Raw genomic sequence first — 16,631 nt, forward strand, 5'->3', positions numbered from 1 at the left:
GGCTGATAAAGGAGAGTTACAATGGGGAAATATTTAATACGCCGGCTGGCTGAAATGATACTTACTCTGTTTTTAATTGCTACTGCTACATTCTTCCTTCTGGAGGCTGTACCCGGCGACCCGCTGACTCAGAGGGCAGAGAAACTGGCTCCTGCCGTGAAGGATAATTTATACAAAAGATATGGGCTGGATAAACCCATGATGGAACGTTATGTAATTACCATGAAAGGAATTGCCACCGGAAATTTTGGAGAATCCTTTGTCTATGCGGGCCAGACGGTTCAAGGGCTGATTCATGACAGACTGCCTGTTTCTGCACGGCTGGGAATACAGCAGGTACTTTTGGGAATCACCGTGGGTCTGCTGCTTGGCATATTGGCGGCGATGAAACGGGGTACCCTGGCAGATTATCTGGTAATAGTTTTGTCGGTGCTGATGATTTCGGTGCCTCATTTGATATTTGGATTACTGCTGCAGAAGATATTTGCAGGGGATTTAAAGTGGTTTCCCACCATCGGGTGGCCGGCAGGAAAAGATTTGTGGTTTGGAGGCTGGGAGTATACGGTTTTACCTACCCTGACAGGGTGCTTCAGCTATATTGCAGCCTATGCCAGGCTTTTAAAAACCTCCATGCTGGATGTTATCGGGCAGGATTATGTTCTGACAGCCGAATCCAAAGGGCTCAGCAAGGGGGCAATTATCCGGAAACATATCCTGCGGAATTCCTTTATTCCTGTAATTACACAGCTTCCCATGTCCATTGCAATGTGTATTACCGGTTCATTTTTTATCGAAAGTATTTTTTCTATCCCCGGAATCGGACAGTATTATGTTACTGCGGTAAATAACCAGGACCTTTCCATATTAATGGGAGAGACAGTCATTCTGGCAGGAATGTATATTGTTGTACTTTTTATAACGGACCTGCTGTATGTCGCCGTGGATCCGCGTATCAGCCTGACAGGCAAGAACAGCTAAAGGAAGGATAGAAAAATATGCCGGAATTAACACCAGGAAAATTCGAAATTATCGGATATAAAAAAGAAGATATTAATAAAATCACCCGGCCTGCTATTTCTTACTGGCAGGATGCCTGGAGACGTTTGAAGAAAAATCCCATAGCAATGGTATCCATAGCGGTTCTTATTGTCATGGTGATTATGGTAATTGCAGGTCCCATGATACGGGGATATGATTATGTTACCATGAATGTGGCACAGAAGAATCTGACCCCTTCTTCTAAATACTGGTTTGGTACGGATAATCTGGGAAGGGACCTTTTTTCCCGTATCTGGGCAGGTGCAAGAGCTTCTATTATGATAGCTATTGTGGCAACTGCTTTAAAGCTGGTATTCGGTACCCTGTATGGTGCACTGATGGCACATTTTGGCGGATGGGCGGATGAAGTTCTGATGCGTATTATTGAAGTGATCAATTCAATTCCTTCTCTGCTTATTACGATTTTGATCATGATGGTTTTAGGAAACAGTCTGTTCTCCCTTCTCGTAGCCTTGAGTATTACAGCCTGGTGCAATACTGCCAGACAGGTAAGGGGTATGATAAAGCAGCTGAGGGAGTCGGAATATGTCTATGCTGCGGAAGTGCTGGGAGCAAAGCCTGTCCGCATTATTTTTAAACATTATATACCAAATATGCTTGGAATTTTGATACTGGATGCTTCGACAGCAATTCCGGGCTTCATTTTCACAGAGGCAGGTTTAAGCTTTCTGGGTATCGGCTTGAAATCACCGGCTATCAGTCTGGGAGTTCTGATTTCTATGGGACAGCAGTCTATGGATTTTTATCCCTATCAGCTGTTTTTTCCCTGCCTGCTCCTTTGCATTATCGTTATGGCATTTAACCTCTTGGGAGACGGGCTGCGTGATGCATTGGATCCTAAGCTTCGCCAGTAATGGGTATTTGGCCGGAAAGGAGATATGGACAGTAAAATGAATGAGAATAAGCACATTCTGGAAGTGGAAGATTTGAGAGTTTCTTACCATACCTATGCCGGGGAGGTAAAATCCGTGCGGGGGGTATCTTTTTACCTAGAGAAGGGAGAAGCCCTTGCCATTGTAGGAGAATCCGGCTGCGGAAAATCAGTGACGGCGAAAGCCATTATGGGATTAATAAAAGGCCCTCAGGGCGAGATTAAAGCCGGCAGTGAAATACGGTATAATGGAAATAACATATTAAAATATAATAAAAATCAATGGAAGGATTATAAGGGCGGCGAATGTGCCATTATTTTTCAGGATGCGCTTGCTGCATTAAATCCTACCATGAGAGTGGGAAAACAGATTGCGGAAAACCTTATGGTCCACAAGCAGATGAAGAAGCAGGAGGCTGCCAGGGAAGCCGTGGAAATGCTTCGCAGAGTCGGAATTCCTGAACCGGAAAAGAGGGTGGAGCAGTATCCCCATGAATTCTCAGGCGGTATGCGCCAGAGGGTCATGATTGCAATTGCATTTGCCTGTGACCCGAATCTGCTCATCTGTGACGAACCTACCACAGCCCTTGATGTGACCATCCAGGGCCAGATACTGGATATTATTAAGGATTTGCAGGAAAAGCGCAAGGTTTCCGTTATTATGATTACTCATGATCTTGGGGTCGTTGCTAATATCGCTCAGAGAATTGCAGTGATGTATTCCGGGATGATTGTGGAAAGCGGAAGTGCAAAGGATATATTTTATAATCCGAGGCATCCCTATACCTGGGCGTTGATTCAGTCCGTTCCAAGGCTTGATCTGGAAAATAAACAGACGCTTATGTCCATACCCGGAACTCCTCCGGATCTTTTAGAGCCTCCGGTGGGGTGTCCTTTCAGCACAAGATGCAGCTACTGCATGCCTGTCTGCAGGGAAGCCATGCCGGAAACTACAGATTTTAGAGAGGGACACCAGGCAGCCTGCTGGCTGCACCATCCCATGGCACCCAAAGTTGATATGCCTGACTTCAGAGGAGGAAAATAACATGGAAGATAAGGAAATCGTCCTTTCCGTACAGCATTTGAAAAAGTATTTCTCTGTGGGAAAGGGAGAAGTACTGAAAGCGGTAAATGATATCTCCTTTGATATTTATAAAGGTGAGACCCTGGGAATGGTAGGAGAGTCCGGATGCGGAAAAACCACCTGCGGGCGTACCTGCATCGGATTATATGATAAAACGGACGGGCAAGTTCTCTATAAGGGAAAGGATGTCCATGGATTAAGTGGCAAGGAGCGTTTTGAATTTAAAAGACAGGTTCAGATGGTATTTCAGGACCCATATGGCTCACTGGACCCGCGTATGACAGTCTCCGACATTATCGGCGAGGGAATTGACATACATCATCTGGCGGCTAATAAAATTGAGCGGCAGAACATGATCTATAATTACCTGGAAATGGTAGGCCTGAACCGTGAACATGCCAACCGCTTTGTCCATGAGTTTTCCGGCGGACAAAGGCAGAGAATCGGCATTGCCAGGGCATTGGCAGTACAGCCGGAGTTTATGGTGCTTGATGAGCCGATTTCTGCTTTGGATGTTTCCATTCAGGCGCAGATTGTAAATCTTCTGGTGGAGCTGCAAAAGAAAATGGGACTTACTTACCTGTTTGTAGCCCATGATTTGTCAATGGTAAAGCATATATCCGACCGTGTAGCAGTGCTGTATCTCGGAACATTAGTGGAGCTTACCACCTCCGAGCAGTTGTATTCGGACCCGCAGCATCCCTATACGAAGGCATTGCTGTCTGCTATTCCCATTCCAGACCCTGAAATTGAACAGGAGCGGGATATGAGTAAAATCAAACTGGAAGGTGAAGTACCAAGCCCTATCAATACAAAACCGGGCTGTAAATTCCGGGGCAGATGCAAATTTGCAATGCCTGTTTGTGAAAAGGAAATGCCGGAGCTAAAGGATGTTGGAAATCATCATTTTGTGGCCTGCCACTATTGTGAGAACCAAAAGGATAGTTTGAATTATTGAAAAGCATAATTCAAACACAAGATTGTGCCTGCGAAATCCTCGGCCCAATCTTGCGGCGCGTTGGGAAGGCATGGCAGTTGGAGTGAATTATTGAAAGGCATAATTCAAACACAAGATTGTGCCTGTATTATATAGGGGATTAAAATGAAGAATGTGAAAGAAATATTAGTTGATTTTATAAAAGCTATAATCTTGGGTTTAGTCATCTCGGCGGCAGTTGGCGGGGTACTTTTTTTAGCAGGATTCCTGGCAGGAGGATTTCATGGAGATAAAGGGCTGGAAGTGGGGAAAGACGGGCTGCTTCTGATTGCATCTCTGGGAATGTTTCTTTTGGCGGGAATGCTGTTATCGAAAGGAAAGAAACCGGAGCAATTCACGGAAATGGACAGCTGGAGAAAACATTTTCGGATAATTGGCTATAAAACGGCCATAGGGATTGTTTGTGCAGCTTTTTTAACAGTCGCATCTGTTATGGATGGAATGATGTAAATTCAGTCCTGAAAGGCAGGATGAAAGTTAATCTGGTTTCCCCTTTTAATACCGTATTCTTAAAAATGATTTTAGGAAAAGGAAGAATGCAGATATCAGGAAAAGTGATGAAATGATTTGTATAGGATGCATCGTAATGAAATATAGCCGCTTTATGGTCATAGGCCATGCAGCGGCTTTTTATCAGCCATTTCTGTTCAGCAATAGGTAAAGTACATTGCCCCGGTCCTTTTATAAACCTTCTGATTGCCATATCGGTTTTTACATCTATATAATATCTGCTGCACAAAGAGTGCTCACCTTTCTTTCACAACTTCTATCATGTAATTTCCCAGGTATTTAACTGGTATTGTCTGTTTACCCGTTTTTTTACCTGCCTTAAAAAATCCTCCGGACCTAACACCTTTACAACCGGCCCAAAGCTTAAAATCCGTATCAGCAGCTCGGTCTCATCCTGTCTGTCGTAATAGATTCTGCAGATATAGCAATCCCGTTCTTCTTCATATTCAGTCTGCTTTTCCCAGGAGGCAAATTGAAGCATACAGCGCTCCAAGGCATTGCGTTCTTTTAAGATTTCAAGAACAATAGGAGCGGGGCAGGATTTTTGTTTGAAGTATTTTGCCGCATTAATATTCTCAAGCCTGGAAGTACTTAATGGCAGTGCCTTAAGAATTCGCGCAAAGTTCATAGTAATCTGCTTGTGATGCCCGTTGCTTTGGAGACGCACTCCAAGCAGACGAAATTTATCGTCACGGCCGGAATAGATGATACGATGGGGAAGTATTTCGGTCCAGGACTCCGTTTGCCTGCTATTTTCATATAAAATATGCAGGGGTGTTTTTGAGGCACAGGCTTTTAAAATTATTTTAAAGTTCTGTATGTAGTTTTCTTCTTCGTAAGGGTCGCCGTCGGCCGCAGAGTCGAAGACATGAAAATCCTCCGGCAAGAAGAGGGGTGAAACCTCGGAGAGGGTATCCTCTAAAAGCGTTAACTCCGACTGCGTTACAAACAGTCCTATGCGTTTGTCGGCTAAAAGAGCCTTGAGCCATGCTTTTTCAAGGCCGGTCATGGGCCGGCTGACGGTATCTGTCTCAAGCTTGGAATAATATTTGCCGTCGGCGCGTTGCTCCAGAAGGTCCCATTCGCCGGAAAAGAGCTTGGGCAGCAGGTGAAAGGCAGTATCATAAAATGCATGGGAACGGACCAGGTTCTCCATATCGCTTTTACTGATACCGTTTCCCGCCTGCTCCAATATTTTACCCACTACTGCAAAGTAGCAGCCATAAATCTCTGAAAATAATATATTGCTAGTCTCCATATAATTCTTGCATCCTTTGAATATCCCGGTAAAAACGGTTAATAACAACCTGATTCGTTCCTTCCAGCTGAAGAATTCTGCCTGTGAAGGTCTTGATCCAGGGTGCTATGTCATTGGTATCAAACATTTCCTTTGTATAAAGAAAGACATCCGGCTCCAGGCGCAGCAGTTCGCCTCCATGGCCTTCTCTGGTAATACGCTCTACTATGTATGCTTCGGACTTTTCCTGAATAGAGAGCTTCATGCAGATAATTTCCTTACGGCTTGCGCCGTTAAAGCCGACGCCCCAAACGCTCGGAAGGTTTTTAGCCAGGTTTTCCTGATGCTTTTCTGCCTCTTGGCAAAGTCCGATCGTTTTCACTGCTTTAATATGGTCCAGGCGGTAATTGAAAAAACGCCTTCCTCTGGTTTTATATACACACAGATAACGCCTTCCGGTGGAAGCACTGATGAAAATCTTTAAAGGAATGCCATCCAAAGTGGAAATCCTGGTCCCTGCTTCGTTGTAATTTAAGAATTCAATTGCCTGCCGGTTTCTGATGGCAGAAAGCAAATCCAGTAAAATAGCATCCTCCAGAGTATGGGCGGCATAGTAATGCTTAAAGGAGAAAAGGTTGTTTTTCATATTCTGGCTGTCCATGATAAAACTGCCGATTTCTCCAAAAGGTACGCTGCCTTGAAAGAACTTGATTGCTTCCGATAAGCCGGGAGCAATCGTAAGGAGGTGCTCAAAGGTGTCCGGAGACAGGCTGTAATATAGGGACTTCCCTGATTTTTCAGCGGTAAGCAGCCCCAATGAAAGATATTCCTTACATTTGCCCCGGACAGTTTGAATGTCAAAAATCCGGCCGCTTCTCTCGCAAAGAATATCCGTTAATTCATCGATGGCATACTTTTTACCGCCCTTAAGTGCATCAAGAATAAAAAAGTGCAGCATAATATCATTACTTGTGAAGGTTTTGGATTTCCAGGCAGCATAGAGAGGGTTCACCGTTATTTTTGAACAGTCCATGGAAATAAAGAGGTTCTTCCCGGATTTAGTGTAATCCCATTTCATATACCCGCCCATATAGCTTTCAATACGGCGCTTTTCATTATCATAGGTTCTGGAGGATTTGTGCGTAAAATCACTCCGGGACTTAAAACCGTATATATAAAAATCTCTCATATAATCTCGTATTTTATCAAAATTCCGAATCAGTTCCTGAAACTCACCCATAGCATCTCCTTGAGGTGCTCCATCTGAAAAATTAAATCCAAAGCACCTTTCGCAAACTTTTTTAAATGATGGACAAAAAAATCTATGCTATTATCATAACATAGCAAACAGATACAGACAATAAACAAAGAAAGGAAGTGATTGTATGTTTGTTATTGCAGAAAGTGATTCCGGTGTTCCTATTAAAGTATGGTTAAAGAGTGAGGATAGTATTGATAAAAGTTGTCTGGAGCAGGCATATAATCTCTCCAAATTGCCCTTTTTACACCAATGGGTTTCACTGATGCCGGATACCCATGCCGGAATGGGAATGCCAATCGGAGGGGTTATTGCAACCAGGGATGTTATTATTCCCAATGCAGTCGGAGTAGATATCGGATGCGGCATGGCATTTGCAGGAACCAATATCCTGGTAGAAGAGTTGAAAAATATCCAGACAGGAAGCGGAAGCCTGGTGCAGGCTATGGTGGGAGACATTCTTAGAAATGTGCCTACAGGTTTTAAGCACCATACCCATGAGCAGCCCTGTAATACCTTAGAGAGAGCCTTTGAGGAACTTTCCAAATATGAAGCAAACAGAGAGCTGTTAGGCCAGCTGGAGGCGGGCTTTTATCAGATTGGCACCTTGGGAGGCGGAAATCATTTTATTGAGTTACAGGAGGATGAGGAGGGATATCTGGGTATTATGATACATTCCGGAAGCCGTAATTTCGGAAAACAGGTATGCGATGCTTTTCATCAGAAGGCCAGAGAGCTGAACCAGAAATGGCACAGCCAGGTACCCGATGAATACCGCCTGGCTTTTCTGCCGGTGGATACCAAGGAGGGCAGAGAATACATTAACTGGATGAATCTCGCATTGGATTTTGCGGAGGAAAATAGGCTCCACATGATGCTTACGGTAAAAGCGATAATAGATAAATGGATTAGCAAATACACCGACCTGCACCTTGAATATACAATGGAAATTGACTGCCACCACAACTATGCGGCGCTGGAAAGCCATTTCGGCAAAGAGGTATGGGTTCACCGGAAGGGTGCAACAAGGGCACAGAAAGGTGAACTGGCGGTTATACCGGGAGCAATGGGTTCTTATAGCTATGTGGTAGAAGGACTGGGAAATGATATGAGCTTTCATTCCTCTTCCCATGGTGCAGGCAGAAAATATTCCAGAAAAGGTGCCATGGAAAACTTCACAACAGAGGAAGTTATGGTTGACTTGCAAAAACAGGGAGTCACATTAGGAAAGCTCAAGAAAAGTGACGTAGCCGAGGAAAGCCGCTTTGCCTATAAGGATATAGACGAAGTAATGGAGAACCAGAAGGATCTGGTAAAACCGGTAAAAAGACTGAAAACAGTCGGTGTTGTCAAAGGATAACGAATGGTATTTCGGCGTAAGCCTTAATATAGCCTGTCTGTTTTAGCGTAGGATTATAGTTCCTTGCGGCGCAGTAAGTTCTAGCTTGACTGTGTACCGGACAGACAGGAAAATGGTGGTGTCGGAGGTTCGACTCCTCCACTCTGAAAAGAGTTAGCTCAGTGGTAGAGCATACCTCAAATTCATGGGTTCAACTCCCATACCCGCCCAAGGGTTAGCCAAGTGGTTAAGGCAAGATTTAGGATCTGTGGTTCAACTCCACACAAATGCACCTGCAAAGTGTATAACATCCGGAAAGAGTGTAAATATCCTGCCGGCAGATTTCATAATACGGTACAGAAACCCTGTACTGCAGAATGAAATTCATATGCAGCACCAGGAGTCCAGGCTTGCAGTAAGGCGGATACCGCATTAAAAGCTTTGTCCCATGTTCATAGGATCTATGAAAGCCGGATAAGATAATTTGATGCTAAAACCCTACTCCCCCAAGAGTCCTGCGGGTATTTACACAAATTCCAAGTGTTTGTCCTGGAAAGGGGTCAAGATGAAAATTATTATCAATGAAAATGAGAGAGGTTTCTTGTTTAAGAACGGAAGGTTTAAGAAAATGCTGATACCCGGAAAGCACAGTGTAAGTCCGGTATTAGGTGAGACCTTTTTTAAAACAACGATATTTCGAATGGTGAATATAAAAGAAGTGGATATGAGTGTTCTTTTAAAGGATAAGAATTTCGCGGACAGCGTGATAAAAGCGGAAGTGCCGGATTCTTATTTAGCCTTGCATTACGAAGACGGAAGAATATTGGATACTTTAAGACCGGGTACATATTATTTCTGGAAGATATTCCATGAGCATACTTTTAAACTGATTGATATCAGCACACCGGCTGTCAATTTACCGAATGAAATAATGTCTGTTGTTCCCGGCAGCCTTTTTACCCAGATAGCCGTAGCGGAAGGGGAAACGGGACTATTATTCTTTGACGGTAAGTATAAAGAACAAATATTCTCCGGTAATTACTGCTTTTGGAACACTACGGTCAGAATATCCTGTCAGCTTGTAGATATACGTACGCAGCAATTGGATGTAAACAGCCAGGAAATTCTGACTGCGGATAAGGTGACCCTGCGTCTGAACTTTGTCTGTAACTTTAGGGTTACGGATGCGGTCAGTATCATAAATGTGCTGAAGGATTACAAAACCCAGATTTATGTTACAACACAGCTGGCACTAAGGGAGTATGTAGGCCGCTTAAAATTTGATGAGCTGTTGGAACAAAAGGACAGCCTGGCAAGCTTTGTGCTTGAGAAGTTAAGAGAAAAGCAGGATAGCCTATTTGTAGAATTTACAGATGCAGGCTTAAAGGACATTATACTGCCCGGCGAAATCAGGGATATTATGAATACGGTCTTGATTGCTGAGAAAAATGCCCAGGCTAATGTCATATCCAGAAGGGAAGAGGTCGCCTCTACAAGAAGCCTTTTAAATACAGCAAAGCTCATGGAGGAAAACACGACGCTGTATAAGCTGAAGGAGCTTGAATACCTTGAGAAGATATGTGATAAGGTAGGCAGTATATCAATCGGAAACGTGAATCTGTTAGGTCAGTTAAGTGAACTGATTAATACAAGAAGAGTATAGTAAAGCATATGGAGAATAACAGAGCCTCAAAGCAGTTCAAACTTACAAAAACAAGACGTGCATTTAATCATTAAGCCATTTCATGAAATAGGTCATGAAGTGGCTTTTTATTATGAGCGTAAGAGGAATATTTGATATTTAGGATATTTTATGTTATATTTTGTGTTAATCAATTTACAATTTACTAATATTTAGCAGATTGTAGGTAAAGGGGCTTTAGCACCCTTTGAATATAGGTTGAAAAGTGGGGAAAAGCAAAGATGAAAGATTTTGTACTGGAAGTCTGTGCAGATTCGGTGGAGTCTGTTCTGGCAGGTGAGCACGGCGGTGCTACAAGAATTGAACTATGCGGAAATCTTGTGATTGGAGGGACAACTCCCAGTCCCAAATTGATTGAGGAGATTCGAAAACATAGTCATATCCCGATTCATGTATTAATCCGTCCGCGGTATGGGGATTTCTGTTATACCGCTTATGAATATTCCATAATGAAGGAAGAGGTCAGGATGTTTCGGGAGCTGGGTGCCGAAGGGGTTGTGATTGGTGTCCTGAAACCGGAGGGGACATTGAATATGGAAGCAGTATATGGACTGATGGAAGAGGCTGAAGGGATGTCCGTTACGCTGCACCGGGCATTTGATATGAGCGCGGAGCCCTATGAGACCATGGAACAGGCTATCAGCCTGGAAATGGACACAATTCTTACCTCGGGGCAGAAAAATATATGTACGGAAGGAGCTCCGCTTCTGAAAAGCCTGAGGGAAAAGAGCCGGGGGCGGATTTGCATCCAGGCGGGAGGCGGTGTAAATGCTGCAGTAATACCTGGTGTATATCGGACTTCCGGGGTGACTGCCTATCATATGTCAGGAAAGGCGGCTTTGGACAGTGCAATGACTTACAGGAAAGAGGAAGTGAACATGGGATTGCCGTCCCTTAGCGAATATACGATTTACCGTACCAGAGAGGAAAGTATCCGGCAGGCAAGGCAGGTACTGGAGGAGATTTAAAATCTAATCCCTGTGCTTGTGATACTAATCAACGGAAATTTAAAAATGCAATGCAAAATAAAAGCTGCATAGTATTTAAACTACTGTTTTTCAGGATAAATAAGGAGATAATAAATGGATGAGAATAAAATAAGCGGACAGAGACAGTATGAATTTGTAGAACGGTTTAATTATATCCGGGAAGCGGGAACTTCCGGAGAGAAGAGGGCGTCGGAGAAAATTCTGGAAGAGCTTCGCAATATGGGACTGGACGGCCGCTCAGAGGAGTTCAGATTCACTGCATATGAGATTGAGGAAGAGCGCCTGGTGGTTACGGAACCCTATGAAAAGGAATACCGTGTGACCGGATACAAAAAATGCGGTAATACTCCGTCCGAAGGGGTAGAGGCGCCCTTTCTTTATATTGAGAATGGAGATGATATCAGCCTTTCCTTTGCCAAGGGAAAGATTGTCATGGTAAACGGCCCGGTTAAAAATGATATGTACCAAAAGCTTGTAAACGCGCAGGCTGCAGGGTTTGTGACGGTATCGGGTACGCCTGTTGATACAGGAGAAGATTTAAACCCTGCCGGGTATACGTTAAGAGGTGTAGAGGAAACTCCTATCCAGGGAGTTAGTCTGCATTATAAGGATGCAGCAGAGCTGGTGGAAAGGGGAGCTGGACAGGTCAGGGTGACTCTGCGCCAGAAAAAGGTGACACGGATTTCCCAAAATATTGCGGCCAGAATAGAAGGAAGTGATAAGGCAGAGGAGATATTGACACTAAGTGCCCATTATGATTCGGTTCCTCAGGGGCCGGGGGCTTATGACAATATGGCAGGAGCTGCTATTATTATGGAACTTGCCAGATATTTTGCAGAGAATCTTCCGCGGCGGACTATGGAATTTATCTGGTTTGGTGCGGAGGAAACGGGACTTTGCGGAAGCCTGGCCTATGTAAAGGAGCATGAGAAGGAGCTTTCCAGGCACCGGTTCAACATGAATGTGGATCTAGCGGGACAGCTGATTGGAGGAACGGTTATTGGGGTAACAGCAGATGCTGCTGTTTGCCAGATGCTGTCCTATGTGCTCCATGAAGCAGGAATGGGAGTTTCCTTTATCAATGGGATATGGGGCAGTGATTCCAATACCTTTGCCTGGAAGGGGATTCCCTCCATGACGCTCAACCGGGATGGATTCGGAATGCATACACGCCATGATACCATTGCTTTAATCTCTCCCTGGTCCTTAAAGAGGAGTGCCAATGTGCTTGGGTGCATTGCTCAAGGTTTAGCCCAGGCTGAGGTTATGCCGTTTAAAAGAGAGGTGCCGGAGGAATTTGAGAAAAAGCTGGATGCCTATTTTATAGAAGCATAGAAATGGAGTAAAAGGCTGCCGCAGAAAGCATATGAACTTTTTGCGGCAGCCTTTTTGACTTTTATGAAGTAATCTGGTCAGCAGATTATATACCAGTTATTTTTCAGAATCTCCGGTAGAACCCCGGAAAATAACCTTGGAGGTTATATAGATGACTTCGTAGGGAGCACTGGGGTATTTAATCCGGTATAGTATCTGCAGAGCCAGGCGAGAACCAATATTCTGATTGAATACCTGAACCGTGGTCAGACTTTCAGCCAGGGGATTTTCCGTGTTAGCATCAAAGCCGGTGAGAGCGACATCTTCAGGTATCCGGATTCCGCGTTTAAACAGTAATTGCATCAAAATACAGGCTACATAGTCATTGGCGCAGACAAAAGCATCTGGCATAAAGGGAAGGGTATCGAGAAAAGCTCCGATTTCTTCTTTATAGGTATCGACTCCTATGGAGCTTGTCAGATTCAGTTCCGGATTAACGGACAGGCCGTGCTGAAGCAGGGTTCTGGAAAAGCCCTCAAAGCGTTCATGGTTTGATTTGGCATAGTTGATATCGCCGATAAAACCAAAGGACATCCTGCCTTTTTCAATTAAGTGCTCCGTAATATTGGAAACACTGGTAGAGTTTTCTGTCATAATCACATCGCCGTTCAATTGTGAAGGAGGTACAGCGGTGGAGGTATCTAAAAACACCTTGGGAACAGTGGAGGCTGCCAGCAGCCGGAGCAGCTGTTCGTTGTATACGTTCATAATAATAATGCCGTGGGTACTGCCATTGGTTAGAGAGGCAGGGAGTGTGTAATTTCCGCTGACGGAGGAAGGCAGATAAGTATAAACCAGATTTACATTATGAAGGGAAAGCTCCTTGGCAATCTGGTGAATGATAGCCATCCAGAAAATAGAAGTCTCCGGGCGGCATACGGCAACAGCAATATTTGTAGGAGGCTCGGAAGCGGAAGTTTGAGAAAAGTTAAAATTTTCCGGAAAATTATAATTCATTTCCTGTGCTTTGGCGATAATCTTATTTCTAAGATCTTCAGAAACGCCTTCTTGACCGCTGAATACCTTCCAGACCGTGGTACGGGAAACGCCGAGAGTACTTGCAATTTTTTGTAAAGTAATCTTTTTCATTTTTACACCAATCTGCACGCTATTGTGCTTATATATAGTAAATCGTGGAAAACCCCTGACTGTACGGAAAAGGCTTTCAATACTGCCGGTTATATACCGCTTAAAGATGGCAGGGAAATTCCTGTGGCAGTTACCGGACGGGAACAGGTTATCACCTGATTTGTTGCTGTTATTATACCATTTTATACAAATTTTTTCAAATGCTAAATGAACAGAATGAACATTTTGTTTTCATTTTTTAATATACTGCTTTAATGCTATTCCAGAGCCGTACGGTGATTTTGAAAGCTAATCCCCATGCAAATCCCAAGCTTGATTGGGATACTGTGTAAATAGAAAGATTAAAAATGCAACTCATTTTTTAATCTATCTCACTTCTGTTTTTCCATTCGAATAAATCAGAACTTCTTTGTTTCCATCAGAAGACGGACAGGAAATTTCAAATGTGTGGGAGGTCGTCTCAATCCGGTAGGGCAGCGGTTTTACCCTGCGGTTAGCATTAATGGGAGCGTATTTTTCCAGAATATCTGTTAACTCCTCCAAATGCCTGCTGTATTGACCGTTCAAGTCCAGAAAAATCTGCTGGGCATAGTAAAGCTTTCTTAATTCCCATTTACGGTATTCGTCTTCCGGGATGGCCCAGGAAGAGCTTTCTTTTTCCGTGCCGGTAAAGAATACGAAGGCCCATAATTCGGGATAGTGGATATTGATGACTCCCGTAGGTGCCCATACCCAGTTGTCTTCCGGAAGAAACTGCCCGGTGGAAGGGTCTGTCCTTTTCTGGTATCTGTCGTCTTTCACATCGGTTTTCCATTGAACACGGGAGAAATTTATACGGTAATATTCTCCTTCTTTGGGAGAGCGTTTCTGGGGCAGGCATTCTGTGAGGGCGGCAAAGGGAATGACTACCTCCACAGACCAGCTCCGGTTGGCAGCAGAGGGCTGGTTGACAGTACCGTCTACGAACACAGCCGTGCGTAAGCCGTGGATATCATAACCGCTAAGGCCGCTGCCGTTGTCCCGGTATGCTGCAGGCAGAAATAAATCCCACAGGGTATTCAGAACGTTCATTTCAAATTCATAATACTGCTGGGTATCGGAATCCGGATCGATAAAGATTTCAAAATCATTGTCCTGAAAGATAATATCGTCCCGTTTGTCCACATAGCCCCAGATTTCATTGCCGTCAAGCTGGGCGCCAATATACAGATTCTCATCGTCCCAGAGCATCTTGGCACGGGTCGGAAAACGGGGGCTTGGCATATGCTCTCCTTCAATATCCAAAAAGGCGCTGGTAAAAGGTGCATCTTCCCAAAAGGGCTTGTCAAGTCTTCCGTCCAAAAGAAAAGGCTTTGCGGCCCGGTGGCAAGGGTAAGCAGGTGGGTTAAAATCTACTGCAGGGATTGGAATTCTTATAGGATTCATGTCATGCCTCATTTCTTCATGGAATTTGAATTCTCAGGAACATTTCTGTTCCTTAATAGAGTGCTGCACACACAACGTGTCACAGATACTGATATAGAAGTGATATGCATAGGTTTAATTTGATTATAGCATTGTGTACACTTTTTTACAATGTAAACTTAACAAATGTGAACAAAAATTATACTCCTTGTGGACAAAATGATAAATTTAATAGAAGGAAATAAAGCTTCGGGTGTCATAGGTAAATCTCAGCTTTTGTCTATTTATATTTGGAATATTAAAATGCAGCGTAATTCCAGCAGGTGAATTCTGCTATCTTTCATATACTGGCAGAAAAGAATATGGAAACAAATGTTAAATATTGTACATATTATTGGGATGCAAATGAACAAAAGAAGAAACTTATCGAAAAAGTTGCGATAGTAGAGCAATGCGTTACTGCAAAAAAGAGTACTAAATATATCTATTTTTTAGTAATTTATAATAAAAATATAGCCCAAAACATTGTTTTAATAATATAAAATTGTGAAACACTTAAAAAAGAGAACATTTTTAGAAAACATATTGACATTATTGTGAACAGATGTTAAAATCTAACCATCAAAAACACGGGTAAGTAATAAAAAACAGTTAAATTATTATGAATAATAGACAAATAAATTCTGTTAAAAAAAATTATGTTAAAAATGTTCAAAATGTCAAAGGATAACAAAAAATAAGACAAGTAAAAACATCAATTGGAAGAATCGCGGAGGAGAGAAACATGAAATCTAAGACAAAAAAGAAGAAAGGCCGTATATTGCAGGTACTGAAAAGAGATATGTCACTCTGGATGTTCTGCCTTCCGGGCATTGTTTTGACATTCATCTTCAGTTATGTTCCTATGTACGGAATCCAGCTGGCTTTCAGAAGGTATAACGGCAGAGCGGGCATATGGGGCAGCCCCTGGGTGGGCTTGTACTACTTCAAGAGATTCTTTGAGTCTCCCTACTTTGATTCAACCATCAGGAACACATTGATTTTGAGTCTTTACGGATTAATCGTGTCATTTCCGATTCCGATTATCCTGGCATTGATGCTGAACTCTTTCAGACATAAGAGATACCGCAAGGTAATTCAGACAGTTACATATGCCCCGAATTTTATCTCTACGGTTGTTATGTGCGGTATGATTATCCTGTTTTTGTCACCTTCCGTAGGTGTTATCAATAATATCATGCACTTTCTTGGCCTGGACCCTCTTAATTTTATGGCGAAGAAAGAATATTGGAGGCACATATATGTGTGGACCGGTGTCTGGCAAACGACAGGATGGAGCTCGGTCATTTACTTCGCGGCTTTATCCGGTATCAGTCCGGAGCTCCATGAAGCGGGCCGCTGTGATGGTGCGACTAAGCTGCAGCTGATACGGCACATAGACCTTCCTTCCATTTTACCTACGGCGACCATCCTGTTGATTTTGAGCTGCGGAAGTATTCTTTCCGTGGGCTTCGAAAAATCCTACCTGCTGCAAAATAATCTGAACCTGACGGTATCTGAGATTATTTCAACCTATGTATATAAGGTGGGTCTGATTAACAACGACATATCCTATTCGACGGCAATTGGCCTTTTCAATACATTAATTAACCTGGTTATGCTTGTGGCTGTAAATAAAGCAGCTGATAAACTTTCAGGCAACAGCTTATGGTAGGAGG

At 43.4% G+C, this 16,631-nt stretch carries 15 protein-coding genes and 1 tRNA gene; 12 read left to right on the forward strand and 4 right to left on the reverse strand.

Features of this window, described 5'->3' with window-relative positions; all coding sequences use genetic code 11:
* Window positions 1-21: 21 nt before the first annotated feature.
* The 5 genes from BUB77_RS16010 (at window position 22) to BUB77_RS16030 (ending at window position 4,461) form a co-directional block, all read left to right on the forward strand.
* A complete protein-coding gene (locus BUB77_RS16010; protein WP_073277726.1) occupies window positions 22-978 on the forward strand; it encodes an ABC transporter permease in 957 nt (318 codons plus the stop codon).
* A 17-nt stretch (window positions 979-995) separates the two neighbouring features.
* Window positions 996-1,913 (forward strand): ABC transporter permease, encoded by a 918-nt coding sequence (locus BUB77_RS16015; protein ID WP_073277728.1) that lies wholly within the window; start codon window positions 996-998, stop codon window positions 1,911-1,913.
* Between the two features lie 36 nt (window positions 1,914-1,949).
* Window positions 1,950-2,975, forward strand: a complete 1,026-nt coding sequence (locus tag BUB77_RS16020) for an ABC transporter ATP-binding protein (RefSeq protein ID WP_073277884.1) — start codon at window positions 1,950-1,952, stop codon at window positions 2,973-2,975.
* A gap of 1 nt (window position 2,976) precedes the next feature.
* Window positions 2,977-3,972, forward strand: a complete 996-nt coding sequence (locus tag BUB77_RS16025) for an ABC transporter ATP-binding protein (protein ID WP_073277730.1) — start codon at window positions 2,977-2,979, stop codon at window positions 3,970-3,972.
* Between the two features lie 144 nt (window positions 3,973-4,116).
* Window positions 4,117-4,461, forward strand: a complete 345-nt coding sequence (locus BUB77_RS16030) for a hypothetical protein (protein ID WP_073277732.1) — start codon at window positions 4,117-4,119, stop codon at window positions 4,459-4,461.
* Window positions 4,462-4,780: 319 nt separating this feature from the next.
* Here BUB77_RS16030 and BUB77_RS16040 read toward each other — a convergent pair whose 3' ends face one another.
* Both BUB77_RS16040 and BUB77_RS16045 read right to left on the reverse strand, forming a co-directional pair.
* Window positions 4,781-5,779, reverse strand: coding sequence for a WYL domain-containing protein (locus BUB77_RS16040; protein WP_073277736.1), 999 nt, complete (start codon window positions 5,777-5,779; stop codon window positions 4,781-4,783).
* Window positions 5,769-6,998, reverse strand: coding sequence for a WYL domain-containing protein (locus BUB77_RS16045; RefSeq protein WP_073277738.1), 1,230 nt, complete (start codon window positions 6,996-6,998; stop codon window positions 5,769-5,771). The genes BUB77_RS16040 and BUB77_RS16045 overlap by 11 nt, the downstream gene beginning before the upstream one ends.
* 145 nt (window positions 6,999-7,143) lie before the next feature.
* On the opposite strand from BUB77_RS16045, the gene BUB77_RS16050 reads away from it, so the two are divergent.
* The 5 genes from BUB77_RS16050 to BUB77_RS16070 all read left to right on the forward strand — a co-directional run bounded on the left by BUB77_RS16050 (window position 7,144) and on the right by BUB77_RS16070 (window position 12,381).
* Window positions 7,144-8,376, forward strand: coding sequence for an RtcB family protein (locus BUB77_RS16050; RefSeq protein WP_073277740.1), 1,233 nt, complete (start codon window positions 7,144-7,146; stop codon window positions 8,374-8,376).
* 152 nt (window positions 8,377-8,528) lie between these two features.
* Window positions 8,529-8,586: transfer RNA gene (locus tag BUB77_RS29955), tRNA-OTHER, on the forward strand.
* Window positions 8,587-8,920: 334 nt separating this feature from the next.
* On the forward strand, window positions 8,921-10,018 hold the full coding sequence (locus BUB77_RS16060; protein WP_073277744.1) for a slipin family protein: 1,098 nt from the start codon (window positions 8,921-8,923) through the stop codon (window positions 10,016-10,018).
* A 260-nt stretch (window positions 10,019-10,278) separates the two neighbouring features.
* The gene (locus tag BUB77_RS16065) at window positions 10,279-11,025 is read left to right on the forward strand and encodes a copper homeostasis protein CutC (RefSeq protein ID WP_073277746.1); all 747 of its coding nucleotides are present in this window, start codon (window positions 10,279-10,281) and stop codon (window positions 11,023-11,025) included.
* 114 nt (window positions 11,026-11,139) lie between these two features.
* Complete coding sequence (locus BUB77_RS16070) at window positions 11,140-12,381, forward strand: M28 family metallopeptidase (RefSeq protein ID WP_073277748.1); 1,242 nt, start codon at window positions 11,140-11,142, stop codon at window positions 12,379-12,381.
* A gap of 96 nt (window positions 12,382-12,477) precedes the next feature.
* Here the strand turns inward: BUB77_RS16070 and BUB77_RS16075 are convergent, their stop codons facing one another.
* Window positions 12,478-13,509: a LacI family DNA-binding transcriptional regulator gene (locus BUB77_RS16075; RefSeq protein ID WP_073277750.1), complete on the reverse strand. Its 1,032-nt coding sequence runs from the start codon at window positions 13,507-13,509 to the stop codon at window positions 12,478-12,480.
* Between the two features lie 366 nt (window positions 13,510-13,875).
* Window positions 13,876-14,934, reverse strand: a complete 1,059-nt coding sequence (locus BUB77_RS16080; protein WP_073277752.1) for a carbohydrate-binding family 9-like protein — start codon at window positions 14,932-14,934, stop codon at window positions 13,876-13,878.
* Window positions 14,935-15,275: 341 nt separating this feature from the next.
* Between BUB77_RS16080 and BUB77_RS16085 the strand changes: the two genes are divergently transcribed.
* Both BUB77_RS16085 and BUB77_RS16090 read left to right on the forward strand, forming a co-directional pair.
* Window positions 15,276-15,455, forward strand: coding sequence for a hypothetical protein (locus tag BUB77_RS16085; protein WP_073277754.1), 180 nt, complete (start codon window positions 15,276-15,278; stop codon window positions 15,453-15,455).
* A 242-nt stretch (window positions 15,456-15,697) separates the two neighbouring features.
* On the forward strand, window positions 15,698-16,627 hold the full coding sequence (locus tag BUB77_RS16090) for an ABC transporter permease (RefSeq protein WP_073277756.1): 930 nt from the start codon (window positions 15,698-15,700) through the stop codon (window positions 16,625-16,627).
* Window positions 16,628-16,631 lie beyond the last annotated feature (4 nt).

The sequence above is a fragment of the Anaerocolumna jejuensis DSM 15929 genome (genome assembly GCF_900142215.1).
In the GTDB taxonomy this organism is placed as follows: domain Bacteria; phylum Bacillota; class Clostridia; order Lachnospirales; family Lachnospiraceae; genus Anaerocolumna; species Anaerocolumna jejuensis.

Bases quoted from the DNA above. Each gene is read 5' to 3' on its own strand.
- BUB77_RS16010 (WP_073277726.1), top strand. From the start codon at position 22: ATGGGGAAATATTTAATACGCCGGCTGGCTGAAATGATACTTACTCTG.
- BUB77_RS16015 (WP_073277728.1), top strand. From the start codon at position 996: ATGCCGGAATTAACACCAGGAAAATTCGAAATTATCGGATATAAAAAA.
- BUB77_RS16020 (WP_073277884.1), top strand. From the start codon at position 1,950: ATGAATGAGAATAAGCACATTCTGGAAGTGGAAGATTTGAGAGTTTCT.
- BUB77_RS16025 (WP_073277730.1), top strand. From the start codon at position 2,977: ATGGAAGATAAGGAAATCGTCCTTTCCGTACAGCATTTGAAAAAGTAT.
- BUB77_RS16030 (WP_073277732.1), top strand. From the start codon at position 4,117: ATGAAGAATGTGAAAGAAATATTAGTTGATTTTATAAAAGCTATAATC.
- BUB77_RS16040 (WP_073277736.1), bottom strand. From the start codon at position 5,779: ATGGAGACTAGCAATATATTATTTTCAGAGATTTATGGCTGCTACTTT.
- BUB77_RS16045 (WP_073277738.1), bottom strand. From the start codon at position 6,998: ATGGGTGAGTTTCAGGAACTGATTCGGAATTTTGATAAAATACGAGAT.
- BUB77_RS16050 (WP_073277740.1), top strand. From the start codon at position 7,144: ATGTTTGTTATTGCAGAAAGTGATTCCGGTGTTCCTATTAAAGTATGG.
- BUB77_RS16060 (WP_073277744.1), top strand. From the start codon at position 8,921: ATGAAAATTATTATCAATGAAAATGAGAGAGGTTTCTTGTTTAAGAAC.
- BUB77_RS16065 (WP_073277746.1), top strand. From the start codon at position 10,279: ATGAAAGATTTTGTACTGGAAGTCTGTGCAGATTCGGTGGAGTCTGTT.
- BUB77_RS16070 (WP_073277748.1), top strand. From the start codon at position 11,140: ATGGATGAGAATAAAATAAGCGGACAGAGACAGTATGAATTTGTAGAA.
- BUB77_RS16075 (WP_073277750.1), bottom strand. From the start codon at position 13,509: ATGAAAAAGATTACTTTACAAAAAATTGCAAGTACTCTCGGCGTTTCC.
- BUB77_RS16080 (WP_073277752.1), bottom strand. From the start codon at position 14,934: ATGAATCCTATAAGAATTCCAATCCCTGCAGTAGATTTTAACCCACCT.
- BUB77_RS16085 (WP_073277754.1), top strand. From the start codon at position 15,276: ATGGAAACAAATGTTAAATATTGTACATATTATTGGGATGCAAATGAA.
- BUB77_RS16090 (WP_073277756.1), top strand. From the start codon at position 15,698: ATGAAATCTAAGACAAAAAAGAAGAAAGGCCGTATATTGCAGGTACTG.